Below are 24,935 nucleotides of genomic sequence, written 5' to 3' on the forward strand. Positions count from 1 at the left end.
AATCCAGAACCCAAACAACCGCGTATCGCTTCACACAAAAACAGCGCCCCGGAGCCAGGGCGCTGCATATCGGGTTTAGGGTGCAACCTTCGCCGACCCAAAGACGTTAGCAGAGGGAACGTGGAGCGCAAGAGCTACAAATTGTTTATGGCTATGTCGCAGTCTCGAATGGGGATTTCCACCAACGATATGGCTGACTGGTCAGGTGATAGGTGTAGCAACGGGGACAGAGGTAGACGTGGTCAAGATTGGAAAACCTCCCGCTAGTTCTCTTTTTGAGTCGCCGCATTCGATGTTGAGCTTCTGCTTCCGTGGAATACGCCACCTTGCAACAGCGTCGGCGCTTCATTCCCTGTGGTGTATTCAGTTCTGGATCGGTTGGAGTGAATGGCCGAGGCTTCTTTGCTGGTTTGATCTTTTGGGGTGGAGTAGGGGGTGGTGCTACGACAGGAAGATCTTTGCCGAGACGCAGGGAAATGAGATTTGCAACGTGCTTGTCTTGGTGATTGAGCGCCAGTTTGTAAAGTCCTATGCCATTAGGCGTATGGATGTCGGGGTCTCCGTATTTCATCAAGCGAGTACAGGTGTGCCAGCACTTCATCTGTTCGTTAGGGCAGTGAAGAATGGCGCACTGTAAGGGAGTCAAACCATCCGCATTTAAGGCATATCGATGAGCACCACGACTCAATAGCGTTTCAATCCCATTGAATGCGCCACTCATGGCTGCAAGGTGTAATGCGGAGTTGCACTGACTATCTCTTGAATGAATACTCGCGCCGCACTCCACCAGAACCGTACACGTGTAGCCAAGCCCTTCCTTGGCGGCGATAAGCAAGGGTGTCAGGCCAGACGAGGTTCGATATTCCAGGCGCGATGTACCGTTGAAGAAGACGCGCATGGCCTCGTAGTCATTCGAGCGCACCAGACTTTCAATCTGCTCATCCGTGACCTTGGTTGTCATTTCAGAAAAAACCGATATACCAAACAAGAAAGCCTACGTAGAAGGTGATAACGACGGCCGGCCAGTCAATTTCGCCGAGAGTTCGGAACAGGCGTTGGTTAGGTGTTTTCACATTCGTATCGGCTTTCCCGATTTCAGCAAAGGTGGATCTATCGTTCATGGTCTGCGTATTCCTTCATAAATCCCGCCAGCACCATTGCCGGTTCGCCTCCATTCGTTCTCGCAGCAGCCTAAAACGCTAAATCTTTGCTCGCCTTGTGGGGCGATGAGGGATCAGGGCACCCGGGAACGGGGAGGTAGGTCTATTTCTCCATCATGAGTAGGTTGTCGTTCATGGCAACCCCGTAGTCCGCGAACCACAACGCAGTTCTAGTACCGCACTCTCCGGCCTCGTTCCTGTGCCGGTGCCACATCACGATCGACGGCACGTCCCTGGGTTTCACGCTCTGCTTTCATCTGTGCTGGGTGCTTGAATTGGGCCATGACCATCGCCCGCTGTTGCTCGGCGATCTCGAGCGTCATGGCCGAACGATCGGCTGACAGGCGCAAGGTGGGAGAAGACACCTGCCGGGCATAACCACGCGCCAGATCCACGGGCTTTTCGCCTTGTTGGTTTCGCAAGGAAGGATCTGCGCCATGGCGTAGCAACTCGCCCACGGTGCGATCCAGCCCCTTGGCAGCCGCCAGGTGCATGGCCGTATTGCCGTCCTGGTCCTGCGTGTCCAACGCACTGTGTGGCGCTAGCAGCGCCACCAATTGCGCCTGATCGTTCTGCGCCCGCGCTGTCCGGGCAGACGTGCCCGCGGCCACGTGCAGCGCCGACTGGCCTTCCGCATTTTGCGCGGTGGCGTCGATCCGCCGAGAGAGCAGCTTCTGGGTCAACTGCAGGTCACGTTCGCCTGCGGCCACATGGAGCGCGGTGTTGCCTTCCTCATCCTGGGCGTCCACGTTCTTGTGCAGCGCTTCATGGACGACGCCCTTGACGGTGTCGCGAGCGTTGGCAATGGCAATGTGCCGCTTCAACTGGCCCACGTGGTCATCGGTCAGTGTGGGTGTGTTCTGGATCTTGGAGGCAGGCACGTGCTTCAAACCCGCCGCCGTGCCCAGGAGGTCGCGTTCCAGCCCCGTGTGGGCAATGCCGTCGGCGCCGGAAAGCCGCTTCAAGTGCGGTACGGCTTTCTTCAACTCCGCCAGGGCGTCCGGGTAGTGTTTGGCCAATCCATCGAGCGCGGACTGGGCGAGGGGAATGATGATTTCCCGGCCCGACTTCTCACCCGTGTTCCGGAAGGCCCGGTCCCAGTCGACGTTGGCCAGCGCCTTGACCGCGTCTACCGCTTGCCGCGCATGGTGGGCCGGGCTCATGTCCCGCTGTTCCTGGGGAACCAGCTCACGCCCGGTAGTGGTCCTGCCCGCACCGATCGCATAGTGGGTGGTGGCCAACACGGCGTCGCCCACGCCCTGGTGCTGTCGCACATACGGGTCATCGAGCTGGGCGTACAACGCCAGGCGGTTGATGGCTTCTTGCTGCTTTGAGGTCAGGTCCATGGCCTTGGCCCGGCTCTCCGAGGCAATGGCCGGGGCGTAGTACGACACCGACGCGATCCGGTGGCCACCCTCTTCCCAGGGCGGGGCGCTGATCGCCATCCCCGTCAGTACGCCGCCCACGTGGCGGGTCATCTGGTCGCCTTGCTTGCGGCTGTCTTCCGAGGTCGACGCAAACGCCATGTGCCAGGCCTTGGGATCGCGCGCGTCTCGAATGAACCCGTCGATCCTTCCGCCGGCTTCGGTCATGCCCTTGCCGTCCATCGAGAACGTGGGGACGCCGGACTCGAATGCCACGGCGGTCTTGTCATGCCGCTGATCATGCAGGTGGACCTTGTCCACTCGGACCGGCACGAACACTTCCTGCCAACGGGCGTCCAAGGACGCCTTCATTTCGTGCGGCGACACCGTCTCGCCTGATCGTAGCTTTTGGAACACGTCCCGCAGCGAACCGGCATTGTGCGTTTCACATTCGCCCGCGGGGCCCAGATCCTTTTCGGCCCAACCCGATCGGATGTAGAGATCCATCCGGGCGATGGCCTCACCTTTGACGGTCTTGGTCAGCCCGTTCTCAGCGCCATGGATCCAGTCCAGCAGCGGCGCCATCGAGTCGCCTTCCCAGCCATGGTTGGTGCGGGGCGAGCGTGACAGCGCCGTCCGCGTTGCGGGATCGGCCAGGTGGGCTTCATGCGCCTTCTGTAGGCGCGCTGTCGTGGCTTGCGCTTCGGGCACCAGCGCCACGGCCTGGGCGGACGAGTGCAGGAAGTCGTCGCGGTCAGCGAATACCTCCGACACCATCTTGGCGCCGGAATACGACATCCCCACCTGTTCCCGTAGGTGGTCCTCGAACGTTCCTTCGGGCAACTCATCGCGGAGTTCGTCCAGTGCCCGGCATGCATGCCAGGCCGCAGTCTCGGCGCGGTCATGATCCGCGTCCACACGCGACAGGGCCAAGGAGGCTTGATGGACCAGGGACTTCGGAGTGCGTTTTGCCATGGACTGGAAGAGGTGTGGGCTTGCTTCCAGGTTGATCGGTTTGTCGTGCTTGGCAAGGCCTCGAAATGCGCCGTGCGAACAGCCCAGCACTAACGCGTTGCGCGTTCCAATTGCTCATCGGTCAATGGTGAAGGACGCGCCACCGCAGGTTGGATCTGTTGCTTCCATCCTGCCTTGGCCGCCAACTTGGATACACGCTCGGCGATTTTCTGGTTGAGCCAGGGCACCACGCCGCCCTGCATACCGAATGCTTCTGCCGAGGTGCCTTGCCAATGCTGATCAAATCGCGTCGGCTGGTAGTCAACCGGATTACGGAAAGCGAACGGATCGTGTGGCCGGGGCGCCGTCACCACCACCGTGTCCAACGTGGTGGTTTCGTTGTCCTGGGCGTGGGCTACAAGAGGGAGCAGGAAGAGTAGAGGAATGAGGCGTTTCATGCGATGTCTTGGGAACGAACCCATTCCCGAAGCTTCTTGGATCGGTACGCTGGAAGGTAAGCCTCGGGATGGCACTTCCTGCATTCGCAGATGTGTCTTTCGCCTGGCCAGGGCCGAACGCGCAGCGGCTTGTTCTTGTTCAACCGATTGGGGTGGCGGGAGATCATGGTGTGCTGAGATTGGTGTGTCTCTCCATCATGTGCGGGTTGTCTGGGTTGTCCACTATCGAATGCTCGTCTTGCGTATCGCCACAAAAAATCCCCTGCCAGCGACAGGGGATTTTTCACGTTCACGATATCAAGCGAAATTACAGCGTCGGGTGCAGCGTGATGTCGAAGCTCCCAGCGTAAGAGCCGTAGGCAGGCAGCAAGCCGCTGCCCGCGTTGAACTCCAGTTGGAAGGGGTGATACGCAAACGTACCGGTGCCTTCACCGCCGACGAGGTAGCCAGGCGTCCAGGCAGAACCCGTAACACCGTCTTTCAATTCCACGACCATTGGTTGGCCGCCATTGCCAGAAATCTGGGCGATTTCAAAGCGACCGGACTGGTCGACGGTGTCCGCGGTCAAGCTGTAACCCGTATTGAAGTTGCAGAGGACTTGAATCTGGCCGCTGGTCATAGTCGAAGCGACGTTCATGCCGAAGTTGGCGGTGCTGGAGTCGATGGAGACGATTTCGCAGGAGTTGGGTACGTTTGCGGCGACCTGGCCGGTGCCGGTGGACTGGGCAAAGGCGTAAGGCGACGCAACGGTGGCCAACAGGGCGAGTACAAGGCGGAGTTTCTTCATGGGATAAATCCTGTATTAGAGGGGGAGGGATCACGATCTGTGCTTCAACAGTCGATCAATATGAGTCAAGCAGGTTTGTCGCCTTCGTCAAGGCGTGCAGACGATTTCACCTCCTTCCGATGGCAGTATCAGTTCGCATTTATCGTTGGCGAATTCCAGCGTGGCTTTTTTGGCGGGTTGCTCGAGCACCAGCACACCACGCGCGCCTAGCAAGAACGTCTCACCCGTGTCAGACACGACGCGGGCACGCTCTGGGGCATAGCCTTCACCCAGGCGCACCGTCCACTGACGGGCCGTTTGCTTGACCACCGGGAACACCACCTTGGCGCCACCTTGTCGGGGCGGTGTCGCTACTTGCTGGATGTCTTCCAGCTGCTGGTCAAGTGGCACGTGTTCAGCGTCCAACTGGATGTTCGTGGGGCTCAAACCCAGCATTCCCGTCACCAGGGCATAGCCCTTTTCGTTCGTCGTTACAGGTGCTCCACTGCCCTGGATGTCAACGCCGGCCTGACCGGGTACTTCCACCAACGCAAAGGAGCTGTAGGGGTTGTACCCGCGGCCGTTGATGACGCCGCCTTCTCCGATCCACACGCTATTGGCATAGCGGCCGTTGACCAGAAGGGGTTGGCCCTGGGCCTTTCGAGCTTCCAGCGTCAGATCGCCACCTGCTAACTCGGTGTCGAGACGGCCTTGAATTTGGGAGTTGTCGGACCACGTGCCGCCCACTTGATAGCGCACATCCCGACCGCGCAATTCCGTTGTTCCGCTGTAGCTCGCGTCCAGTGAGGTACCGACATTCGGCGCTGCACGCGCCGAGACCACGGCAGTGCCTTTATCCAAGCGAACCTGGACGCCAACGAAGGCCTGGTTGTCACCAGTTTGGAGATCATGGGTCACCCCTCCCATCCAGGTGGCACGCCCGCGCGTATAAGAGCCCGCGGCGGATAGTTGTTGCAACCGCCGATCGTCGTTGTACTGAAGGTCGGTGTACGACAACGTCGCTCGCCAGGGCTGATCGCGGGGCGCGAAGGCCAGCGCAGCAGAGGTCTGCGAGCGGATTTTGAAAGGGGAGTTCTGGAGGTCGGAAATCTCCCAGTAATCCTGGCTCTTTGCCGTGTGCGAGGCCATGAGCGACCAGTTCTCGCTCCTGCGCTCATAGCCCACTCGATAGGCCGTGCCCTTGGCGCCATCGGCGCGTTGGCTTGCTGATACGTCGGCCTGGATCACGCCGCCGCGTCCGAGCGAGACCGTGTTGTGGAGGGTGACATTTTGGCCACCTTCATTGCCCACATGCCCGTGCTGTACGGTCGCACCGAGCGTCCAACGATCGGTGAGTCCGTAGCGAGCCAAGCCCTGGACGGCGAAGCCCTCGTACCGGTCGGCTTGCGGATTGGTCCGCACGGCACCGGCAGTGATGTCCCATTCCCAGTTGCCTTTGCGCAGCAGATCCGGATGGGCATAGAACGATCGCGAAAACGTTTGTTCGCGACCAAACGCGTCCCGTTGGACCACGTCGACGTTGTTCAAGCCAGGTACCGCGATGGTGGGCGCCACTTCAAACGGGCCTGGATCAATCTGACCGGTCGCCCGTTGGTGTTCGTTGACCAACACTTCTGCCGTGGAGCGAGTGTCGGCGAGCCCACCAATCAATGGGATGTCATAACCCGCCCCGGACCGCGTGAGGTACCGATCGGTCCCGATCCTGACACCACCCAATAGGGTGGGGTTGTTCAAGCCATTGCTGGGCATGGACACATCGCCCACTTGAAGCGTGGTACCTCGCTCCAGATTGTCGCGACGCCACGTGGTGGTTCCACGGATGTACTCCCCTTTGCCATCGACCCAGTTGGCCTGGCCGGTCGTGGTTAGCACGCCTCCTGCCACATGGGTGCGGACCACATGGCCAACGGAGACGCGGTGTTTATCGCCTTGGATAGCAGCGGCCACGTCGTAGTCCACCATGACCCCTTTAGGAGCAGGGGAGACCTTATCGGGCAGGGTGCGGACATAGCCCACTGTCTTGCCCGGGCGAAGACGTGTCGGAATGCGCAACCTGACTTCTGCAGCGGTTGGGTCGTATTCCATTTCCACGCCCAGCGCCTGGGGCGTCAACGTGGCGTGCTTGCGCAGTGCCTTGGGAACCTGCACCCCCCACTGGGTCCATTCCTCGACCGTGAAAGACACGGTGTCCGGATCGAGCATTCGCGGCTCGTCACTGATCTGTTTGCCATCGACGACGACCAACACCAAGGTGTCTTCGGCATACGCGGGAAGAGCCAGCAACAAGGCCAATGCCAAGAGGGAGCGACGCATGACTCACTCCACGGCCAGAGATTGCGCCGCACCCCGTAGCTCAAATTTCACTTCCGCGGACCGCGTGGACACCTTCACCCGTAGGTGTTCACCGGGCAATACAAACTGCGGGCCAATGGGGTTAGCCCCATAGGAAATCTTCTGAAGGGGGGCGGTGGCCGTGCCGCGATTGATGAACGTCAGGTATTGAACCGATTGAACGGTCTCGTGATGAGCTGAAAGGGCGGGCTTGGCGCCAGCGGGTGTAAAGACCCACGGCAACAGCATGCGGGGACGAAGCGTGACCAGGAAGCCTTGCGGGCTAGTGACAGCGTCTAGTTTGTCGAGCGGCTCTTCTCGAATTTCGACCTGATAAGCCACCTCGCGGCCATCGGCGGATAGGGGCCTTTTCCAACGCAGGGTCTGGATCTTTCCGGGGCCGAGCGTGATGACGGTCGAGGGGAAGAAGACAAGATCGGTGGCTGGCACCATGACCCGCCGGCCTTCAGCGTCCACCGTGTACCTGTCGACCAGGATCTGGTATCGCTTTTCGCCCTTGCCGTCATTCTGGATCCGCACCGAACCCGTCGTGGTGTTTTGATCCAGGCTCTGGGCCAAAGGGGAGACCGTCATGGCGGCAGCCGGTATAGCGAGACTCAGCAGCAGAACAACAAAAAAGGGTTTCATGGGCATGGGAACGGGAGAGGTTCCACATGCAAGCAGGATTGTCGTGTTTGGCAAGTCCACGATTGCGAAGGCGCACGCAAGAAGAAAAAGCCCCCTTGCCATTGCCGACAATCAAGACATCATGGAGGGGATAGGAGCCCTGATGACCGTATCAATCGACACCTTGCGCAAGCTGACCGACGTGGACCCGTTCAAGGGCAACTACGTCGTGCTGGGCGAACACGAAGTCCTGCGCCGGTTTGATGAAGCCGGGGTCATGCCCCACCTTGCACGTCAGTTCAACGAGGCGGGGGCGCGCAACCTGGCGTCCGATGACGCCTTCCAACAGCCCACCGAACGCATGATGGATCGGCTCTTCCATCGCGGGCAGGACAACCGGTTCTACCTGAAGGCCGATATCCACGGCCGGGCTGATGGATCCAAGATCACCGAGGCCGCGATCAAGCGCGTGGGCCAGGAAGACCCCGAGCAAGCCCGGGCGTATGCTCAGGTCCAGGCAGAGCAGGGGAGCGAAGCGGTGTTCCAGCAGATGGCAAGCACCGTACGCCGGCATGACTTGGCCCAGGTGTCAGGGCGCGGCTCGGATCTAGCGGATGTCGATGAAGTCCAGGCGCGCCGCGGGCGCGGGAGGTGCATGTGAACGAACGCCAGCAGAAGCAGTGCAACAAAGCGTTGACCGACGCCCTCCAGGGTGGCGATCTTGAAGACGTGGAATGGGCATTGGAGCAAGGTGCCAAGTTGACTGCGCTTGATCGGCTGGGACGCCCCGTCCTTGCTATTGCTGTAGTCCATGGCCCGCCCGGCAGTGTGGATCTGCTAATCGCCCGCGGCGCCGACGTAAACGCTAGGACCAAGGATGGTGGCCAACTTATCCACCACGCTGTCATGATGGGCAACCTGGATAACTGTCGCTCACTGTTGGCGGCTGGGGCTGACGCACGGTCGGTTGAAAGTGACGGCTACACGCCACTCCATTGGGTGGCGCACGCACCAACCAATCGCAAGGAGTTGGTGGACCTGTTGGTAAGGCAGGGCGCGGACATTCACGCGCAAGACGAGCGTGGCAATACGCCGCTCCATAATGCGGCGCGGCACAGCAATGGCGAAGTTGCACAGGCCTTGTTGGCCCATGGCGCAGACATGGAAGCCCTGAACCAGAAGGGTGAGGCACCCAGGCAAGTGTTCGCCAAGTTCCTGCCCTTTCCCGGGACGTTGGACGCCAAGAAGGTGTTTGAGGCCTATGACCGTCAGATTCAGTTGCAACAAGTGGCCCAACAGAGCAGGCCTGACGATCTCGACGCAAGCGAAGCGCGCGTCGGTTCTCTCGCCGATGTCGATGAAATTCAGGCGCGCCGCGGGCGTGGGAGGATGATGTGACACGAGAAGAGCTTATTGCGGCCAATCCGCACCTGATTGCCATTGGATCTGATAAGGCCCATGGCCTGGACCGGCTGGCTTTGGGGGCCAAGAACCTACGGGCAGAATTGAAGCGGTTGGGCGTTGTGGGGAGCGTGCGCACCGAACGCTATGCGAACGGGGAGTCCATTGACGTTTTTATCCTGGATGAGGATCAGATGAAGCGGGTCGAGGCGATTACAGATCGCTATTGCGACAGCGCTTTCGATGGAATGACCGACACCACTTTGGATCGGACGACCGAATGGACACAAACATTTGGAAGAGCCAAGCACACGTCCGTTCGCGTTGCGCGAGGCGATGACCGCGCCAAGCTTCTGGGTACTTACCAAGCACCCCCAAAAAAGGAACCGACAAGCGCGGAAATCGAAAAGATGTTCCTAACTGGCGCCGAGCGGGGCACGGCCAGCACGGTCGCGCGTTGGATTTCCCATTTCAAGGACAAACCCAACGTTATGTGGCTGGCTTGGAATCAGATCGCGAAAAGTATTGCCAGCGGAAAGGGCGATCCCAACGCCCTGGGCGTATTGGTGGAAAACGGCATGGATCCCAATACGCCGATCGAGATGGTCCGTCCCAAAACATCCGCCCTAATCTTGGTCACGCACGATACCAGTCGCTCGCAATCCCGGCCGCAATTGGTGAAAACCCTTCTGGACCATGGGGCGGATCCGAACTTCAAGAACAACGGCACCGCCTTGTCTCAAGCGGCGCAGTGCGGTGACACACGTATTGCCAAACTGCTTCTGGCGCGTCGCGCCCAAGTCAATGCCGTGGACAACCGCGGAAATAACGCTCTTCACGAGGCCACCCGGAAAGATCATGGGGATATGGTGGATCTCCTGTTGGCGAAGGGGGCAAATCCCAACGCCAGGACGAGCGACGGAGAAACCCCACTCTTTGAGGCACTTAATTGCGGGATCGCCGAAGCCCTGCTGGCGGCTGGCGCCGATCCCGCGATCCAGAACAATAAAGGTCAGACCGCCGACGAGCAGCGCTGGGCGTCTGGGCAGTATCGAATGCCGGATGATGTGCGGGCCACGATCAGACAACGACGACTGGGCAAGTTGGCCCAAGACGTTCGTCCGCCCGAAAGCGACCTGGCTGACCCTGACGAAGTCCGCGCACGCCGCTCGCGTGGCCGTTCCATGTAATCGCTCGCACATGCGGACTTGACGGGGACGACAATCCACAGATGGTGGTCGTTGTCCTCACCCGTTCAATTCCCCATGAAGCACATCCTCTTTTCCTTGTACTACCTCTTCCTGATCGGCCCATGGATCGCTTCGGCGTTTGTAGGCAAGAGCCAGGCTGACCTGTCGGGTAATGCCGGCCTCTTTGTTGTCTGCTGGTACATCGCCTGGTATTGGCTGCCCACGATGGTGTCGTTCCACCGGAACACGCGGAACGCACAGTCCATCGCGCTGATCAATCTTCTTGCCGGTTGGACTGGTATCGGCTGGCTGGTGGCGTTCGGCATGGCCATCCTGGGGCGTCGTCACTAGGACTTGCCAACATCGACAACCCGGATATGTTGGAGGGCCACACCTTCCGAGCATTGCCATGCGCCAATCTGTTCGTTCACTGCATGCCTGCATGCGACATGGAGCTTTGAGCCATAAGGGGATCCAGCCATCCGAGGCCATAGATCGCTTTCTGGCGGATCCCCGCAACCATCCCAATGACCCGTTGGGCCAGACACCGCGAGGCGTGACCTTGACGGCCTTCGGTGCTGCAATGACCTGGGGATGGCTGTCCTATCCGCAATACCAAGCCATGATCGACCGCGGCGCCGACCTGACCACGCCCACCTATCATCACCAGTGGGCGGTGTTTTCGTTGGCCTACCATGACGAGATCCTGTTGTACCTGGCGAGGGACAACGCGTTGCCCATGATCGCCAACGAACAGGGTTGGACCTTGTTCCATGAAATGGCTCAGTCAAGCAGCGGGATAAGCAACGCTTTCCTGCGCCACCCGCGATTACTCGACTTTGTTCCTGCACTGATCACGCGCGATGGCCTGTCGCCGTTGACGGTGTATCTGCGGAATTTACGAAACGGCCCGGGTTGGCACGACCTCACCACCCTGCGGCGCTTGTGCGAGCGGTGCGGCGTCCGAGACCAGGACACGGCCGAAGCATTGAAGCTGGGGCACTTCGAGGCTCTAAAATTGCTCGCCGAATTTGGCGCCGACTTGAACGCAGGACTGCGAGCAGCCTGATCCCCTTGGGGCATGCGACCACGGCAGCACGGTCGCGATCTGGCGCAAGCCTGGCGGCTGGTTCGCTTCGCTACCCCCTACGGTGCGCCAGCCCGTGGTGGCCCGTGCTTGGGGTACGCACACCCCAAGGAGACGATCATGAAACTCAACGCAGACGACATCCGCTGGATCGAAGGCGTCCTGTCCAACGACGAGAATTCTACCGACGAAGAACTGCTGGCCTACTTCCAGCAAAACGGCCTGTCGGCCCAGCAGGCCACGGACGTGGTGGCACACCGCGACACTTACCTCAACGACATCGTGTCGGACGGCGCCGGCCCCCTCTGGGAGGCCTGCTAATGGCCCTCTTGACTATCACCGTCCAAAGGCCTGGCGATCGCCAGCCCACCACCTGGCTCTTTGATGATGTCTTCCAAGCGCGCAATGCGCGTGAGTTGGCCTCACAGGAGAAGATCCTGATCAGCAACGGCGAGGATTACATCACCGACTTCCGAGAATTCGCCGCCTGGGTCCGCCGCGAAGGCTGACCCATCCATAGGGAAAAGTCTGACCCCACAATCAGAAAAAGCCCGATGACAGTGCCACCCCGATCGTTGACACTGTACCTGCCACCTACACGGACAGATCGGAAGTCCCGCTAACCGGAAATACCTCGTGGACGACACGTCCACGGCCCTGGTCCAGGGATGGTGTTTTCAGGTGCGGCCGTGAAACGGGTCGTTCTTCGGAACAAGGGTGGCACTCATTCTTTCTGGGTTGCTTCGCAACCCTGAGTCCTGGGCCTTTGGACCGCTCTGCCTTCGGCCTTATCCCTCCGAGGCGTTGGTCATGCGCTGGCGAAGTTGGGCAGCCAGCACTTGCTCTCGCAACGTGGCAGGGAGTTCCTGCAGCACGATTTCGACACCAAATTCTTGGGCAGCACGGGCAGCCCAGGACTTGCCCATGAGGAACGCCGCGGCCTCCTGGTCGACGAAGCAGAACACGACACGCCACTCCGGGCCTAAGAGCTTTCGCAAGTACGCGAGCTTGAACAGGTCAGCCCGCACCTTGTGCGCCTGGGCAGGTTTCAACTTCCCCACGCGGGCGTACACCTCGACCACCAGACGCCTGTCCAGATCCACCCCATCGGGCGCTACGCCCACATCCACGGGCAAACGCGTGCCTGGCACAAACGAAGCGCCCCACAACGCTTCCAGCGCCACCAGGACGGCGCGTTCGGCGAGGCGTTGATCGGCACTGTCGGAAGGGTGGGCCATGATCCGATCTTACCCGTCATGGTCCCCCGGCCGTCGACCCCAGGCATGGCACGGTCGCGTTCGGGCGCAAGCCTGCGGCTTCTCCACTGCGTTGCGACAAAGTGCGCCCGCCCTTGCACGACCGAGCCATTTGGGTCTCCCAACCAGGAGACGAGCCATGACCTTCGAGCAAGACGTTTCAACCCTTCGGGCCAACGCCAACCCTGTGTTGCTGGAACAAATCGCGGGCTACTACGGTCCCGCCGACGACATCGAACCCTGGCACCACCTCAACTCGCTGCTGTGGCCCGACCTCTCCGAAAATGAAGACACGCGGCGCGTGCAGATCCCGGGTGCATTGGACGAGTACGGAGACGAGTTGCGGCGCTATATCCAACGCTACGATGACCTTCGCGCACGCCGGCTCGACGCACTGTCGAACTACGACATCGGGATTGCTTACCGAGTCTCTGGCCCCGAGAACGGCCTGTTCCAGGCCCTGGACGCCATCCGCAACCACATCGGCCGGGTGCGGGCCCAGATCCTCTGGATCCTGGGCGAGCAAGTCAGGCTGACCCCTCCCCAGCTAGCCCTCTTCTGAGGGCCTATGGCGGCCCTTGGGCCGTATTGGCTATGCTGGGGCCATGAATGACGCGCCCGAAGAAAGCAACTACTGGAGCCATGGGAAGCTCTTGGCGATCGACAGCCTGGGAATCCGCGACCGGCTCATGCCGGCGTCCAAAGTGCGGGAGTGGATCCCGAAGAACGTCAAACCCGATGGGTTGATGTACACCCAAGTGGCCGACTTCTGGTTACAGATCAAGAAGAAGGACGGCCTCGACCGACGACAAGAGCAGGTGCCGGTCAATCCTTTCGTGTATCGCGGGAAAAACAATGCCGTACAGGGGCGGCGCGATCAGATTGAAGTGTGGCACCGCGCCTGGATCGACCGCATTGGCGTGGAAGCCCGGGTCGCGCAGGTGAAAGGTAAGCATGACCCGGTCAGCCAAAGCCTGATGAAAGAATATGAGCAGCAACATCCGTGGCTGGTTATGAACACCCGCAAGCCTATACGTGGATACACCAAGTTAGTCGTTGGGTGGGCGGAAGGCATAACACTTGGGCTGATGGATCGGGCATATCCCAACCCCGACGACCTGGACCTGGAATACCTCACGATCGCCGACGCCCTGCGCCAACCCTGGTTCGATCGGGAAGAACAGGGAATGTGGGTGAAGATCATGCGTCGCATGCACCAACTCGCCTTGGAAGAACAGCAGCAGATCTTTGCCCAGGAATACGCCGAACTAGCGAGACTGGCGCTGCAAAATGGGGACGCCCATGCTCAAAGTCCGGAAACCGAGCTTTAGGTAAAGTCCGGAAACCGAGCTTTAGTTTTCTACCGGGTTGTGCAGCGAATGGACGAAACCCGCGGCCAGTGGGAAAAATTATCGCCCAATCAGCGGGTTATCGTTTTCTGAACGGTTCCCCGTAACGCCTCGAATACGAGCGCAGGTCGATTTCGTAAAAAGATCATCTTTTCTCCACCCTAACGATGGAGAGAAAGATGATCCGTATCAACCCCGTACCACTTCCCCTGGCCCCTGGCGCGAAAGCGACCGGGGCGCCTGTCTTGTCCGAACACGTTCAGCGTGTTGTCCATTTCCTGGCCGGGCAAGCCGGGCTGTCGGTAGATGGTTTTTCAATCGATGGCGGACATGCAGTAGCCAAGGTGTCCCGTGATGGCCGCATGAGTAGCGTGCGCATTCCCCGCGGCACCGATCACTACGTCCGCGCCAACCTGCGCGGCGAGTTCGTGCGTGTCGCCCAAGCATTGAATGGGCGGGCGACGTACTACTGCCCCACCTGCGGATCCACCGATATCACCTTCGACGCCCAAGTCCGTTGGGATCGGGAAAGCAGCGCGCTGGTATTGCTTGAAATGCTGAACAGTCCGTGGTGTGGGGGCTGCAGCGACACGATCCCAGAAGCGAGCTTCGGGGAGGTGGGCCATGAGTAAGCCTTCCTATCTCGCCCCTCGCCAAGGTCCCGATCGTTTCCACTCCACCGCCCAACAGCAGCACGTGCGTATCTGGGCCGAATGCGAGGGTGGCGATGTTCGCCACCTTCGCGTCGAAGGCGATGACTTGGTGGGGATGTTGATTCTGGATGATCGGGTGACGCCATTCCGTACCCGAGTCGACTCGGCCTTTGGTTGGCGTTCCAGAGTCAGGACGCGCAACGCGGTTCACAACACCTTTCAACGCATGAGGGATTACAAATGAAGTGCCAAGACTTTTACAGCCAATACGACAGCAGCGGATGGACTTCCGAGATGAAATCGGAGGTTCGGTTAGGGATCGAACAAGTGATGGCGCAGGCCGAGAAGGAAAGCGCTCTTCAAGCGCGGCAACGCAACGAGTCTTGGGAACACATCATCCACTGGCTGGTGTACGCGGAATGGGGAGTTGTTCCCGTGGGGTATGTATTTCCCTTCGGCCCAGACTGGCTGATCGACGCTTGTCGTGGTGGAAGCGATGAACTGGCTTGTCGCTTGCTGAACGATGGCATGGATCCGGACTTCCGCATGCCAGGCCGTTGGACGGCAAGACGCTATGCCAAGGAGAACCGCGCCTTTCTGCCGATGACCTGGGCCTGGCTGGAACGCGATCTCCTGGGCAAGTTGGCCGCTAAACAACGTAAGCGTTCCTGGGCCGGTGGCACGTTCACCGAGCGGAGGGCGATCTAATGCGATCGAATACGCAGATGTTGGCGTTATCGCGTCCGGGGTCCGGGGTTTCAAATCGGCCTAAAACCAACCCCGGACGCGCTAAAAACGCTTGTAATCAGCGGTTTGTCCGGGGTGTCCGGGGTTGGGCGCGGTTACAGGACCATAACGAGACAAACAAGCAAAAACAAGAACAACAAATCCCACAGAGCTTATTTTTTGGGGTTCAACCCCGGACACCCCGGACTTAAGGCTCTAAACAAGGGCTTTTCCTCGAGTCCGGGGTTGAAAAAACGCGAAATGCAACCCCGGACCCCGGACTCGAGCGAACGAGGCGGATGGAGACGATGTACCCATTGGGTTGCCACATTCGACAAGGGTCAAGACAGGGCGATAAGCCGATTTTGCTTGGTAGATCGCAGGTTTAGTAAACGGGTTATTGACGACCCGGCTTGCCGCCTTAAGGTCAATGGAACCTATCCCACAGAGCCCGTCATGAGCATGAAGAAGTCACGAGGTGGTCGTCCTCCACTGTCCAAGAACGAGCGCACGGTCCCCACCATGATCCGGCTTTTGCCGTCTGATCGGAAAGTGATTGAGGCTTTCGCCAAGCGTCAGGACATGACGATCGGGACCTACCTGCGTGAGGTAGCTCAACAGCATGTGGCCCAGCGACTGCAAGCAGCATAAAAAACCCCGCTGTTGAAGCAGCGGGGTCATTCGAAACTTTTGGGTTCCTGCCAGGGCTCCCGACACAACACAGAGGCGTGCTATGTCTGACAACGAGATTATGAGTGAAATGACGGCCGGTCAAGGGTCCGACCCGGTGGGGATCGACAGTCATCCGAAATTCCAACGGCAGCCCGTGGCTCCGCGTTCAATCGTGCCGCCGCGTACGGTCGTGGCGTCCTTGAACCCCGACGAGTTGCAGCAGGCTGTCATTGCCGCTGTCTCCGTCCTCCAATCGCAACAGGAGGCCAAGGACAAGAAGCGGAAGCGCGCCGAAGCCAAGATCGCCAAGTTGCCCGCAGCCGCCCAAGCCGCGGCGCAGGCAACGGGTCGGAAGGCCGGATCACCTAGCCTCCAGGCCTTGTTCATTGATGACGCTATTGCGGGCAAGTTCGGTGAGTTCGCAGCCGAGTCCAAGGAAGAGACCTCCATGGTGCGCCGCTGGAATAACTCCTTTTGGGAACTGACATACGACATGGCGGGACAAGCCGAAGCCATGGATTGGCTTCGCCAAAAGTTCCCTGACGCCGTGGGCGTGGGCAAGGCGACCGACTGCTGGAAGTCGTTGGGCCTGCACCTGTACAAGCACCATCCGTTCCCCACGCCCGAGCAGGACGAGGGCCATGTGGTGATCCCGCTGGAAAACGGCTACCTCCACATCACGAAAGACAGGGCGCGGTTGGAGAACCCGGACAAAACGTTGGCCCTGACGTTCCAGGTCAAGACCAAAGCAGGTGTCGCCATCGGGCAAGAGTTCAAGGCGCCTGCCATTCCCGCAAGCAGCCTTTTCGGTCGTTATCTCGCGTCCTCATTGCCAGATCCCGAATTGCGCGCCCTGGTCCAGGAACAATGCGCCATGTCATTTCTGCCTAACGTGGCCGCACACCAGACCATTTGCTGGTGGGTTGGTGAGGGGGGTGCCGGCAAAGGCACGCTGTCCAAGTTGATCGAGGCCTTCCACCATAAAATCGCCACGCTCGACCTGCATAAATTGAGTGAGCCCCACCACCTGGAAGATCTGGTCGACGCCTCTTTGGTGCGTGTGGACGAGGTGGCGCAGAAGGGCATTTGGGGCGAGAAAGAATTCAAATCCATGGTGTCCGGCGACTGCGTGGCGATCAACCCGAAGTTCAAGAAGAACTTCACCTACCGGCCACGCGCCTACTGGATCATCACTACCAACCAGCCACCGCTGATCCGTGACGAGTCCGACGGTGTGCGTCGACGAATTGTCCCCGTGCCGTGGTCATCGTCCTCACGCCTGCGCGGCGGGTCCAATATCGGCAATCTGGACGCATTGATCCTGAAGCAAGAGTCTCACCTGGTGTTGGGTTGGATCGTGGAGGGCTTGCAGCGCTACCTGCAGCGTGGTGGTCCGGTAGAAACCCGCAACCTGCCGCAGCCGGTCAAGGACCTGATGACCAAGATCCACCGCAATAACGACAACGTGGAAGCGTGGTTCGAGGAACTGGAAATCATTCCGGCGGAAGGCCACTACGGCTTCTTCCATTCCAAGAAGGAAGTCTACGAGTCCTACGTGCGATTCACGGAAGACGATGGCGGCAACGTCCTCAAAGAAGAAAGCTTCTGGATCCGCTTCTGGCGTCGCCCAGGACTCAAGACTGCTGGTGTCCATGAATTGAAGGGCACGGTCAATGGGCCCAACGGCAAGAGCCGACCCAAGCAGATTCACAATCTGGCGCTTACCCCGCCGCAAGTTGCCCAGATCAAGAAGGACATACTGGTGGAAGAGGCCTTGGCACGCGGATCGTTCCTGGTGGAACAACAGAACCTCGTGTGCGATGACGATCCATTCGGTGACAGCCAGCCGAGGATTGAACGCCAAGAACATCGCATTCCACAGTTCAATCCCTCCGAGTTGGTTGAACTGGAACGACTGAACCAGCTGGCCACGTACAAGCACTGACCATGACATACTCCGGCAAACCCCTTGCCGGAAGCGACAAATGGCCAACTCGGTCAGCGATACCGAGACCGGGCGAAAAACCGCCCGGGTCTCGCCCGCCATCACCAAACGCATTGCCCAGGTGGCCCAAGCCCACCAGGGATTGGACGAACGCCGGCCTCCCCGGTCATGGCAGCGGGACATGCCCCGCGATGAAGTTGAAGCGCGGGTGCTAGGGCTGATTGCCGATTACGAAGCCGTCGCACCGCACCTATCGGCGCCCACGTTGAAGGCCCTGCGCCGCATGTTCCGAGCCCACCCCTTCCTGCGCTTGCGTGGACAGGAATATCTGCAGGCCGAGCCCAACTACCGCACGGCCGGAGGCAAGAAATTCTACTGGGGCGGCGTGCGACGACTGGTCGATGGTTCCATCCGGCCCGGTGGAGTGGGGCGCAAGCCCAAGGTCCTGGAAGACTACGAGAACTCGCCCGCCGGCCAGAAGCGCTTGGCGAATGGCGAACCGACGTTCTCTCCGATTGAGTAGCGGTACGCAGAAATCGGACTGGCGGAATGGCGCGGCCTCCCCACACTGGGGAGAGCATAGAGGTCTTGCCAATGTCCGAACAATTCACTGATACCGAAGCACTCCTGGCGGCCGATCGTTTTGTGATCGCCCGGCAGACCGATGGGTTTCGCCTGTCCCTGGCTACCAACTTCATGGCCACGGGCAAGTTCCTGTCGAACATTCGGGATTGTATGTTGCTGGTGGACGAAAGCGTGGCGCGGGGGCACAAAGTCTTTATGAGGAAACTGCCCCATGGATCTTCCCGAGTACCGCCAACGCCAAGCGCGTAATTTCTATTCGCACCTGCGCAATACCACCAGCCCCGTCCACTTCTACTGGCAAGACCCCGACCACCCGCTCCCCCAGATCGGTGGCGAGCCACGTGGCCCCAGCGGCTATCCCTTCCAGGGCGACAACGCCATCCAGCTGGCCATGGCTTCCAAAGCCCAGGGCTTCCAGGATCCGCGCTGGATGACCTACGACCAGGCCAAGGCAGCCGGTGGTACCGTCCGCCGCGGTGAAGTGGCCACCAAGATCCTGTCGTGGATCGGGGGCAAGGATGGCAAGCCTTACGAACCCATTCTGCTGTCCGTCTTCAATGGCGACCAGATCGCAGGCCTGGAACCCCAAAAGCTGCAAGCCCTCACCGCGGAACAGCAAGCCACGCGGCAAGCAGGCCTCGACGCACTGTTGCCTACGCGCAAAAAGACCCCGACACCCGAGCAGTACAACGCCCGGTTGCAGGAAGTCCTGGCCGAGCGTTTCCCCGACAGCGCAGACCCGGAAGAACAGGCCCAAGCCATTCTGCGTCGTGAGCTGGCCAGCATGACGGCGCAGGCACGCCTTGGCTTGCCCCGCCAGGCCAATCCCGAACTGTCGGTCCAGTTGAAGCCGTACGTGGATCGCCGGCCAAACTGGCGCGAGGTCGAAACCGCGATCGACGACGCCCAGAAGGCCCTCAAAACCATCGGTATTGAAGCGATGGTCTACGAGAAGGTGGTGCGCAAGGAAGTCCAGCCCGATGTGGCGCCCGCGAGCGAGCCCAAGGGACGGTCAAGGACGAAGGCCAAGGCCCAGGACAAGGCGCCCATCAAAGCCAAGGGTAAGGAGCAAGCGGACGACATCCCGTTCTGACGACCGATACGCAAAGGGCGGGGCAACACGCCCTTTGTTCTGTCTGGACCCTTGCCAAAGGCGACAACCCTCATAACTTGGAGGGCAACTCCACACCTGGTTGTCCCCATGAAGAAGTCCGTTCTTTCACTTGCCTTGCTTGGCCTGATGTCGGCCGGCGGCGCGTATGCGCAAAACTATAACCCCGCAACCGAGTCGACCGTTTGTAATGGGGCCTATTCTCCGATCGTCGGAACAGGTGCGACCGCATGCGGTAGCGGTGCGTATGCGCCTGGCGAATACTCATCCGCCTATGGGCATAACGCCCAGGCGACGGGAAATCGCAGCACCGCCACAGGTGCGGGCTCCATTGCTGCAGGCGAAAGCAGCGTGGCTAACGGTGAGTCGGCCCGGGCTGATGGCGATGGCTCTGTTGCGGTGGGTGCGAACTCCAACGCCTCCCAGGATGGCGCCACTGCCGTCGGGTCTGGTGCTCAGGCCACGGGCGTCAATGCGAGCGCGCTGGGCGAAGGTGCCGCCGCCCGCGCGACGCGCGCCAACGCGATCGGCAATGACGCCGAAGCAAGCGATGAAGACGCCAATGCAATCGGCACCAATGCCACAGCGGGCGGTGCCCGCAGCAATGCGGTGGGTACGGGTGCAACAGCTTATGGAATTGACTCAAGCGCGATTGGTACCAATGCCCAGGCAACGTCGAATGGCGCGAACGCCATTGGCTTGAACTCGGAAGCCTCCGGATTCGACAGCACCGCCATCGGTACGGACGCCAAGGCGCGCGGCCAGGACTCGGTGGCGATCGGCCACGGTACACGTGTGGAAGGCACCGCACCCGGTACGGCGATCGGTAGCGGCGCCAACGTGGATGGTGGCGGTACGGCCACAGGCGTTGGAGCCAGGGCGCAGAACGGCGGTACGGCCTACGGCGTGGGTTCGAATGCACTTCAAGGCGCGCAGGCCATTGGCCGGAATGCCAGCGCTTCGGGCAATTCCACCGCGATCGGCGACAACAGCCAAGCCAGCAATGGTTCGGTGGCAATCGGCCAGCGTTCCAAGGCCAATGCCAACAACTGCGTCGCCTTGGGCTCTGACGCCGAATGCGATGAAGACCGCACCGTCTCGGTGGGTGCTGATGGCGATGAGCGTCGCGTCACCAACGTCCGCGCCGGTCAGAACGATACCGACGCGGCCAACATGGGCCAGTTGCGTTCCAACGCCCAGGCGCTGGGTGGTGGTGCTGGTTATGACCCCATGGGCAACTTCATTCCGCCCGCCTACAACTTCCGCTCAGGCGCGACCTACAACAACGTCGGTGGGGCACTCGATGACCTGGACGGCCGCGTTCACAACCTCGAACAAAACGGTGGTGGCGGTACCGGTCCGCAAGGGCCAGCCGGTCCTGCTGGTGCCGCGGGCGCCAACGGTTTGTCCGCTTACGAGATCGCCCAGAACAACGGGTTCTCGGGCACCGAACAGCAATGGCTGGACTCCTTGCACGGTGCTGATGGCCAGGACGGTATTGATGGCCAAGATGGCGCCCAGGGCGAGAAAGGCGACAAGGGCGACAAGGGCGATCAGGGTGAGCCCGGCACAGGTTCCGGCACTGGCACCGAAGGTCCAGAAGGTCCTGCGGGCGCGGACGGTCGTGATGGTGTCGATGGTGTCGATGGTGCCCAGGGCGAGAAAGGCGACAAGGGCGACAAGGGCGATCAAGGAGACGATGGCCGTAGTGCCTATGAAGTGGCCGTCGATGAAGGGTTCTCCGGCACTGAAACCGAATGGCTGAATTCATTGAAGGGTGCAGACGGTGTTGATGGGCGTGACGGGGCCCGCGCGGTCGCCGGTCGCAACATCGAGGTGGAAGACAACGGCGACGGTACGCAAACCGTGTCGCTGTCCAAGGATGTCGACCTGGGCGTGGACGGTTCACTGACTGTCGGTGCCACGACCGTGAACAACGAGGGCGTGTCGATCGAAGGTGGTCCCAGCATGACCCGCAATGGCGTGGACGGCGGCAACCAGCGGGTGACGTCTGTGGCCCCGGGTCGGGTTGAGCGTGGGTCCACGGACGCGGTCAATGGTGGCCAGATCTACGACATGCAAGAACAGTGGAACGACCGCTGGACCGAAGTCGACCGGCGCTTTGAGCAAACGGACAAGCGCCTCAATGGCTTGGGTGCGCAAATGGGCGCAATGAGCATGATGGCTGCCACGCCAGGCGAAGGCGGGATCACCGTTGGCGTCGGCTTCTCGGGTGGCCAAACTGCGTTGGCCGTGGGTTGGTCCAAGCGTTTGAGTGAGCGCACCAGTATCGCGGTGGGTGCTGCCTTCGGTGGTGGCAACAAGGCGGTCATCGGCGTCGGTCTCCGGATTGGAGGCCGCTAACAGGTTTCCCGCGGGTTAGGTGTGGCCCAAAGGGGAGGGCGGTGCTTCGGCACCGCCTTCTTTATTGCCAAGCGCGACAAACTCTCCATGCTAATCACATGACCCATCGCGCCTTGCTTGACCTGGTACGTGAACGCACTGGTCCACGCTTCCCGGATTTCACTGCACTGTTGAAGGCTTGTCGCAACCCGCGACATCTGGCCGATGTCTTGGCCAAAGGCGTTGACCCAGACAGCCTGTGCAACGATGGATCTTCTTTGCTCCACCGCTCGGATCTGTCGCTGGACGCAGTTCAACTTCTCCTGGCCGCAGGAGCAGACCCCGATGTCCGTTGGTTCGACCGGTCCGCCCGCACGCCGCTCTTCTTCGCCGCCATGGAAGGTGTCCCCACCGCGCTGTATGACGCAGGGGCGGAACTCGAGCAACGGGACATCGACGGGCTCACACCCTTGATATTCAATGTCGATCACGCGTGCCTGCCGATGATTGAAGAACTGTTGACGCTGGGCGCGGACTGGAAAGCGACCGATCGACAAGGCCTGGGATTTGCCGACTACGCCTCCCTGGCACCGTCACCTGCAGCGGTGGATCACCTTCTACTCATTCACAACCGCTTGAAAGCTTCTGAACGACGTAGCGCATTGCTTGCGCAACTCCCACCCCTGGTGGTGGAACAGATCACGCGCAGGATGTGATCTGCGAACCATCACGAAAAAGTTTCAACCACGACTCGCGGAACCACTCGCACTTCCTACCCTGTAAGGCTCACTCTCACGAGCCATTTCCATGGAAGACGCACTTCCCCTGTCCGAGGCCCTGGAAGCGGCTATCCGCTATCGCATTGTTTGCACAGAAGACGGGTTCTTGATCGAAGCCGGCGACGCTGACGATCACCTGCACGACAAGCAGACCGCGCTTCACTACGCGCGACGGGCACTGGAAGACCCTGACTACGTGGTGGACATCGTCGTATGAAGTACGCGGACCTCGCCCAGGCGCAGGCGAACGTCCTCATCGACTTGATGAAGGAGGGAAAGCCCTTCCTACCGTTCCTGAAACCGGGCGATCCATCGACCGTCAACGGTCTGCCCTACAACCCCACCACCGGCAAAGCTTACAGGGGCGGAAACCGCGTCATGCTCTGGATCGCCGGCATGGTCAATCACTTCGAGGACAACCGGTGGCTGACCTACAAGCAAGCGCTTGCCGTTGGCGCACAGGTGCGAAAAGGCGAGAAGTCCATCCCACTGCGCTATGTGATGTTCCCTAACGGCCAGGAGGCCGATGGCGCTGCGATCGTTCAGCCCTGGATGGACAAGCCCCGCACGTTCTTCTTCAACGTCTTCAATGCCGAACAGGTGGAAGGGTTACCACCACCCCCCAAGCGGCCCGAGTCCACGCCTCACCAACGGATTGAGCGGTGCGAACAGCTGGTCAAGGACAGCGGCGCCGTTGTCGTCCATGGATCGAATAGCCCGCACTACGCTCCCAAGGCCGACAAGATCGGTATGCCGTATCCGGAGCGCTTCGTCGACAGTCAAAACTATTACGCTGCCTTGACCCATGAGCTAGCCCACTGGAGCGGCCATGAAAGCCGATTGAACCGAGACCTATCAGGCCCGTTCGGATCGGAGAGCTACGCTCGCGAAGAAATGGTGGCGGAAACCGCCAGCCACATCTTGGGAGTGGAGCTGGGCATAGGCCACGATCCCACCCAGCATGCCGCCTATATCGCGCATTGGATGAAGATCGCCAAGGAAGATCCCTCGTTCGTCTACACGGCCGCCGCGGCGGCCGAGAAGATCTGCGACTTCGTGGGCCTGGAACGATATGCATACGAGCCCTTGCCGCAAGTTGAGCAGTCCCAAGAAGTCGCAGCCGACACGGTAGGCGAACTCTCGTCTCACGCCGTTGGCGGAGCGGGGTTGCCTTCGCTGGAGGCGGTTTCGGTTTCGCTGGCGCGAGGTGCATTGGTGTCGGTGGGAATTTCCCTCTAACACATTGAACTCATGGTTCTGCGCATTGGAACGAGCTATGGACATGGTCGACTTGCCAGCAACGACAATGCCTACATGATGGATGTTCCCACACTCCATTGCCCACCATGTCCATCAACCGCGTTCCCTCATTCTTCCAACAAAACCTTCCATTGGTTGCTGTGGTGACTATCTTCCTGTTGGTGATGGTTGCAGGATCGTCCAAGGCTGCAGAGTCGCCCAGCCGGCAAGATATCTATCGTCTTGCGGGCCAGCCCGAGGTGTCGGTGGACGATCGCGTTTGCCAGATCCGCGGCGCATTTTGGCGCGAAGGCTTCGGTCCTGTGTCCGATAAGCGGATCGCGTTGATCGATCAATCAGGGATGCAAATTGCAGTGGTGACCACGGATAAGCGTGGGATCTATGAAACCTCGATCCAGCTTCCTGATGGAAAAGGGATGATGTTGAAAGAGGGAGATGTGTTCGAGACTGGAATATCAGCCGGGATCCGTCGTTCGATCGAAATCAAACGAAACGGCGGAGCGAACGTTCGTCCGAAGATTTTCAACCCGACGATAGCTTGTATGAAAGCGACAGTAGAAATCGGGACGATTGAAATGGTGAAATCGGTAATGGACCGTCCGAAATAACGTTGCCATTTCAGTGCCCATGGGGCCTGGTCGAAACCAACGCGCCCGTCGTCGTACCGACCGATCGCTGATCGGCCCTGTCGGGCTTGGTCCCTGGCCCAACAACACCTCTCATTTCTACGCTGACCCATCACGGTAAGCGGCTTATCGCCGTGTGCCTTCCGCCGTCGCTTGTCCTGTCAATGGTCGTTCGGGCGCCCGTGTCCTCGGCTACGCCTGCGGGCCGCGCCAGCTCCCTCTCTTCCTCCATTGACAGCGCGCCGCCAGCCGGCGTTCGGTCGCCATCCAG

The 24,935-nt window shown here is 60.1% G+C and carries 30 protein-coding genes; 22 read left to right on the top strand and 8 right to left on the bottom strand.

What is annotated here, in order from left to right; translation table 11 throughout:
* Positions 1-151: 151 nt before the first annotated feature.
* From CSC65_RS05750 to CSC65_RS05780, 7 genes are all read right to left on the bottom strand, one after another.
* The gene (locus CSC65_RS05750; protein WP_162409342.1) at positions 152-961 is read right to left on the bottom strand and encodes an ankyrin repeat domain-containing protein; all 810 of its coding nucleotides are present in this window, start codon (positions 959-961) and stop codon (positions 152-154) included.
* A gap of 1 nt (position 962) precedes the next feature.
* A complete protein-coding gene (locus CSC65_RS05755) occupies positions 963-1,121 on the bottom strand; it encodes a hypothetical protein (protein ID WP_162409344.1) in 159 nt (52 codons plus the stop codon).
* 209 nt (positions 1,122-1,330) lie between these two features.
* Positions 1,331-3,589 carry an ankyrin repeat domain-containing protein gene (locus tag CSC65_RS05760; RefSeq protein ID WP_162409346.1) on the bottom strand — a complete coding sequence of 753 codons (2,259 nt, stop codon included), beginning with the start codon at positions 3,587-3,589 and terminating at the stop codon, positions 1,331-1,333.
* Positions 3,589-3,936, bottom strand: a complete 348-nt coding sequence (locus CSC65_RS05765; RefSeq protein ID WP_162409348.1) for a hypothetical protein — start codon at positions 3,934-3,936, stop codon at positions 3,589-3,591. The genes CSC65_RS05760 and CSC65_RS05765 overlap by 1 nt, the downstream gene beginning before the upstream one ends.
* 307 nt (positions 3,937-4,243) lie before the next feature.
* On the bottom strand, positions 4,244-4,723 hold the full coding sequence (locus CSC65_RS05770; protein ID WP_162409350.1) for a Csu type fimbrial protein: 480 nt from the start codon (positions 4,721-4,723) through the stop codon (positions 4,244-4,246).
* A gap of 87 nt (positions 4,724-4,810) precedes the next feature.
* The gene (locus tag CSC65_RS05775; protein ID WP_162409352.1) at positions 4,811-7,036 is read right to left on the bottom strand and encodes a fimbria/pilus outer membrane usher protein; all 2,226 of its coding nucleotides are present in this window, start codon (positions 7,034-7,036) and stop codon (positions 4,811-4,813) included.
* 3 nt (positions 7,037-7,039) lie between these two features.
* Complete coding sequence (locus tag CSC65_RS05780) at positions 7,040-7,702, bottom strand: fimbrial biogenesis chaperone (protein ID WP_162409354.1); 663 nt, start codon at positions 7,700-7,702, stop codon at positions 7,040-7,042.
* A 43-nt stretch (positions 7,703-7,745) separates the two neighbouring features.
* Between CSC65_RS05780 and CSC65_RS05785 the strand changes: the two genes are divergently transcribed.
* From CSC65_RS05785 to CSC65_RS05815, 7 genes are all read left to right on the top strand, one after another.
* A complete protein-coding gene (locus tag CSC65_RS05785) occupies positions 7,746-8,342 on the top strand; it encodes a hypothetical protein (RefSeq protein ID WP_162409356.1) in 597 nt (198 codons plus the stop codon).
* The gene (locus CSC65_RS05790; protein WP_162409358.1) at positions 8,339-9,079 is read left to right on the top strand and encodes an ankyrin repeat domain-containing protein; all 741 of its coding nucleotides are present in this window, start codon (positions 8,339-8,341) and stop codon (positions 9,077-9,079) included. The genes CSC65_RS05785 and CSC65_RS05790 overlap by 4 nt, the downstream gene beginning before the upstream one ends.
* Complete coding sequence (locus CSC65_RS05795) at positions 9,076-10,272, top strand: ankyrin repeat domain-containing protein (protein ID WP_162409360.1); 1,197 nt, start codon at positions 9,076-9,078, stop codon at positions 10,270-10,272. The genes CSC65_RS05790 and CSC65_RS05795 overlap by 4 nt, the downstream gene beginning before the upstream one ends.
* Positions 10,273-10,347: 75 nt before the next feature.
* Entirely contained in the window at positions 10,348-10,623 is a 276-nt protein-coding gene (locus CSC65_RS05800) for a superinfection immunity protein (RefSeq protein WP_162409362.1), read from the top strand.
* 58 nt (positions 10,624-10,681) lie between these two features.
* Positions 10,682-11,341, top strand: coding sequence for a hypothetical protein (locus CSC65_RS05805; protein WP_162409363.1), 660 nt, complete (start codon positions 10,682-10,684; stop codon positions 11,339-11,341).
* Between the two features lie 138 nt (positions 11,342-11,479).
* On the top strand, positions 11,480-11,680 hold the full coding sequence (locus CSC65_RS05810) for a hypothetical protein (protein WP_162409364.1): 201 nt from the start codon (positions 11,480-11,482) through the stop codon (positions 11,678-11,680).
* On the top strand, positions 11,680-11,868 hold the full coding sequence (locus CSC65_RS05815) for a hypothetical protein (RefSeq protein WP_162409366.1): 189 nt from the start codon (positions 11,680-11,682) through the stop codon (positions 11,866-11,868). Before CSC65_RS05810 ends, CSC65_RS05815 begins: the two co-directional genes overlap by 1 nt.
* Before the next feature lie 279 nt (positions 11,869-12,147).
* Here the strand turns inward: CSC65_RS05815 and CSC65_RS05820 are convergent, their stop codons facing one another.
* The gene (locus CSC65_RS05820; protein WP_162409368.1) at positions 12,148-12,597 is read right to left on the bottom strand and encodes a hypothetical protein; all 450 of its coding nucleotides are present in this window, start codon (positions 12,595-12,597) and stop codon (positions 12,148-12,150) included.
* A gap of 157 nt (positions 12,598-12,754) precedes the next feature.
* Here CSC65_RS05820 and CSC65_RS05825 point away from each other — a divergent pair, with 157 nt between their 5' ends.
* The 15 genes from CSC65_RS05825 to CSC65_RS05895 all read left to right on the top strand — a co-directional run bounded on the left by CSC65_RS05825 (position 12,755) and on the right by CSC65_RS05895 (position 24,646).
* The gene (locus CSC65_RS05825; protein ID WP_162409370.1) at positions 12,755-13,177 is read left to right on the top strand and encodes a hypothetical protein; all 423 of its coding nucleotides are present in this window, start codon (positions 12,755-12,757) and stop codon (positions 13,175-13,177) included.
* A 43-nt stretch (positions 13,178-13,220) separates the two neighbouring features.
* Complete coding sequence (locus tag CSC65_RS05830) at positions 13,221-13,946, top strand: hypothetical protein (RefSeq protein WP_162409372.1); 726 nt, start codon at positions 13,221-13,223, stop codon at positions 13,944-13,946.
* A gap of 197 nt (positions 13,947-14,143) precedes the next feature.
* Entirely contained in the window at positions 14,144-14,596 is a 453-nt protein-coding gene (locus CSC65_RS05835) for a hypothetical protein (RefSeq protein WP_162409374.1), read from the top strand.
* Positions 14,589-14,861, top strand: coding sequence for a hypothetical protein (locus CSC65_RS05840; RefSeq protein WP_162409376.1), 273 nt, complete (start codon positions 14,589-14,591; stop codon positions 14,859-14,861). The genes CSC65_RS05835 and CSC65_RS05840 overlap by 8 nt, the downstream gene beginning before the upstream one ends.
* Complete coding sequence (locus tag CSC65_RS05845) at positions 14,858-15,325, top strand: hypothetical protein (RefSeq protein ID WP_162409378.1); 468 nt, start codon at positions 14,858-14,860, stop codon at positions 15,323-15,325. Before CSC65_RS05840 ends, CSC65_RS05845 begins: the two co-directional genes overlap by 4 nt.
* A gap of 474 nt (positions 15,326-15,799) precedes the next feature.
* On the top strand, positions 15,800-15,994 hold the full coding sequence (locus tag CSC65_RS05850; protein WP_162409380.1) for a hypothetical protein: 195 nt from the start codon (positions 15,800-15,802) through the stop codon (positions 15,992-15,994).
* Positions 15,995-16,076: 82 nt separating this feature from the next.
* Positions 16,077-17,960, top strand: coding sequence for a DUF5906 domain-containing protein (locus CSC65_RS05855; RefSeq protein ID WP_162409382.1), 1,884 nt, complete (start codon positions 16,077-16,079; stop codon positions 17,958-17,960).
* A gap of 40 nt (positions 17,961-18,000) precedes the next feature.
* Positions 18,001-18,483 carry a hypothetical protein gene (locus CSC65_RS05860; protein ID WP_162409384.1) on the top strand — a complete coding sequence of 161 codons (483 nt, stop codon included), beginning with the start codon at positions 18,001-18,003 and terminating at the stop codon, positions 18,481-18,483.
* Between the two features lie 71 nt (positions 18,484-18,554).
* Positions 18,555-18,794 (top strand): hypothetical protein, encoded by a 240-nt coding sequence (locus tag CSC65_RS05865; RefSeq protein WP_162409386.1) that lies wholly within the window; start codon positions 18,555-18,557, stop codon positions 18,792-18,794.
* Positions 18,757-19,638: an ArdC-like ssDNA-binding domain-containing protein gene (locus CSC65_RS05870; protein ID WP_162409388.1), complete on the top strand. Its 882-nt coding sequence runs from the start codon at positions 18,757-18,759 to the stop codon at positions 19,636-19,638. Before CSC65_RS05865 ends, CSC65_RS05870 begins: the two co-directional genes overlap by 38 nt.
* A gap of 108 nt (positions 19,639-19,746) precedes the next feature.
* Positions 19,747-22,020 carry a YadA-like family protein gene (locus CSC65_RS05875; protein ID WP_162409390.1) on the top strand — a complete coding sequence of 758 codons (2,274 nt, stop codon included), beginning with the start codon at positions 19,747-19,749 and terminating at the stop codon, positions 22,018-22,020.
* 98 nt (positions 22,021-22,118) lie between these two features.
* Positions 22,119-22,715, top strand: a complete 597-nt coding sequence (locus CSC65_RS05880) for an ankyrin repeat domain-containing protein (protein WP_162409392.1) — start codon at positions 22,119-22,121, stop codon at positions 22,713-22,715.
* A 91-nt stretch (positions 22,716-22,806) separates the two neighbouring features.
* Complete coding sequence (locus tag CSC65_RS05885; protein ID WP_162409394.1) at positions 22,807-22,995, top strand: hypothetical protein; 189 nt, start codon at positions 22,807-22,809, stop codon at positions 22,993-22,995.
* Positions 22,992-24,017: an ArdC family protein gene (locus tag CSC65_RS05890; protein ID WP_162409396.1), complete on the top strand. Its 1,026-nt coding sequence runs from the start codon at positions 22,992-22,994 to the stop codon at positions 24,015-24,017. Before CSC65_RS05885 ends, CSC65_RS05890 begins: the two co-directional genes overlap by 4 nt.
* A gap of 107 nt (positions 24,018-24,124) precedes the next feature.
* Positions 24,125-24,646 (top strand): hypothetical protein, encoded by a 522-nt coding sequence (locus CSC65_RS05895; RefSeq protein WP_162409398.1) that lies wholly within the window; start codon positions 24,125-24,127, stop codon positions 24,644-24,646.
* Positions 24,647-24,935: the final 289 nt, after the last annotated feature.

The sequence above is a fragment of the Pseudoxanthomonas daejeonensis genome (assembly GCF_010093205.1).
Taxonomy (GTDB): Bacteria; Pseudomonadota; Gammaproteobacteria; order Xanthomonadales; family Xanthomonadaceae; genus Pseudoxanthomonas; species Pseudoxanthomonas daejeonensis.

Bases quoted from the DNA above. Each gene is read 5' to 3' on its own strand.
- CSC65_RS05750 (WP_162409342.1), bottom strand. From the start codon at position 961: ATGACAACCAAGGTCACGGATGAGCAGATTGAAAGTCTGGTGCGCTCG.
- CSC65_RS05755 (WP_162409344.1), bottom strand. From the start codon at position 1,121: ATGAACGATAGATCCACCTTTGCTGAAATCGGGAAAGCCGATACGAAT.
- CSC65_RS05765 (WP_162409348.1), bottom strand. From the start codon at position 3,936: ATGAAACGCCTCATTCCTCTACTCTTCCTGCTCCCTCTTGTAGCCCAC.
- CSC65_RS05770 (WP_162409350.1), bottom strand. From the start codon at position 4,723: ATGAAGAAACTCCGCCTTGTACTCGCCCTGTTGGCCACCGTTGCGTCG.
- CSC65_RS05775 (WP_162409352.1), bottom strand. From the start codon at position 7,036: ATGCGTCGCTCCCTCTTGGCATTGGCCTTGTTGCTGGCTCTTCCCGCG.
- CSC65_RS05780 (WP_162409354.1), bottom strand. From the start codon at position 7,702: ATGAAACCCTTTTTTGTTGTTCTGCTGCTGAGTCTCGCTATACCGGCT.
- CSC65_RS05800 (WP_162409362.1), top strand. From the start codon at position 10,348: ATGAAGCACATCCTCTTTTCCTTGTACTACCTCTTCCTGATCGGCCCA.
- CSC65_RS05805 (WP_162409363.1), top strand. From the start codon at position 10,682: ATGCGCCAATCTGTTCGTTCACTGCATGCCTGCATGCGACATGGAGCT.
- CSC65_RS05810 (WP_162409364.1), top strand. From the start codon at position 11,480: ATGAAACTCAACGCAGACGACATCCGCTGGATCGAAGGCGTCCTGTCC.
- CSC65_RS05815 (WP_162409366.1), top strand. From the start codon at position 11,680: ATGGCCCTCTTGACTATCACCGTCCAAAGGCCTGGCGATCGCCAGCCC.
- CSC65_RS05820 (WP_162409368.1), bottom strand. From the start codon at position 12,597: ATGGCCCACCCTTCCGACAGTGCCGATCAACGCCTCGCCGAACGCGCC.
- CSC65_RS05825 (WP_162409370.1), top strand. From the start codon at position 12,755: ATGACCTTCGAGCAAGACGTTTCAACCCTTCGGGCCAACGCCAACCCT.
- CSC65_RS05830 (WP_162409372.1), top strand. From the start codon at position 13,221: ATGAATGACGCGCCCGAAGAAAGCAACTACTGGAGCCATGGGAAGCTC.
- CSC65_RS05835 (WP_162409374.1), top strand. From the start codon at position 14,144: ATGATCCGTATCAACCCCGTACCACTTCCCCTGGCCCCTGGCGCGAAA.
- CSC65_RS05840 (WP_162409376.1), top strand. From the start codon at position 14,589: ATGAGTAAGCCTTCCTATCTCGCCCCTCGCCAAGGTCCCGATCGTTTC.
- CSC65_RS05845 (WP_162409378.1), top strand. From the start codon at position 14,858: ATGAAGTGCCAAGACTTTTACAGCCAATACGACAGCAGCGGATGGACT.
- CSC65_RS05850 (WP_162409380.1), top strand. From the start codon at position 15,800: ATGAGCATGAAGAAGTCACGAGGTGGTCGTCCTCCACTGTCCAAGAAC.
- CSC65_RS05855 (WP_162409382.1), top strand. From the start codon at position 16,077: ATGTCTGACAACGAGATTATGAGTGAAATGACGGCCGGTCAAGGGTCC.
- CSC65_RS05860 (WP_162409384.1), top strand. From the start codon at position 18,001: ATGGCCAACTCGGTCAGCGATACCGAGACCGGGCGAAAAACCGCCCGG.
- CSC65_RS05865 (WP_162409386.1), top strand. From the start codon at position 18,555: ATGTCCGAACAATTCACTGATACCGAAGCACTCCTGGCGGCCGATCGT.
- CSC65_RS05870 (WP_162409388.1), top strand. From the start codon at position 18,757: ATGGATCTTCCCGAGTACCGCCAACGCCAAGCGCGTAATTTCTATTCG.
- CSC65_RS05875 (WP_162409390.1), top strand. From the start codon at position 19,747: ATGAAGAAGTCCGTTCTTTCACTTGCCTTGCTTGGCCTGATGTCGGCC.
- CSC65_RS05880 (WP_162409392.1), top strand. From the start codon at position 22,119: ATGACCCATCGCGCCTTGCTTGACCTGGTACGTGAACGCACTGGTCCA.
- CSC65_RS05885 (WP_162409394.1), top strand. From the start codon at position 22,807: ATGGAAGACGCACTTCCCCTGTCCGAGGCCCTGGAAGCGGCTATCCGC.
- CSC65_RS05890 (WP_162409396.1), top strand. From the start codon at position 22,992: ATGAAGTACGCGGACCTCGCCCAGGCGCAGGCGAACGTCCTCATCGAC.
- CSC65_RS05895 (WP_162409398.1), top strand. From the start codon at position 24,125: ATGTCCATCAACCGCGTTCCCTCATTCTTCCAACAAAACCTTCCATTG.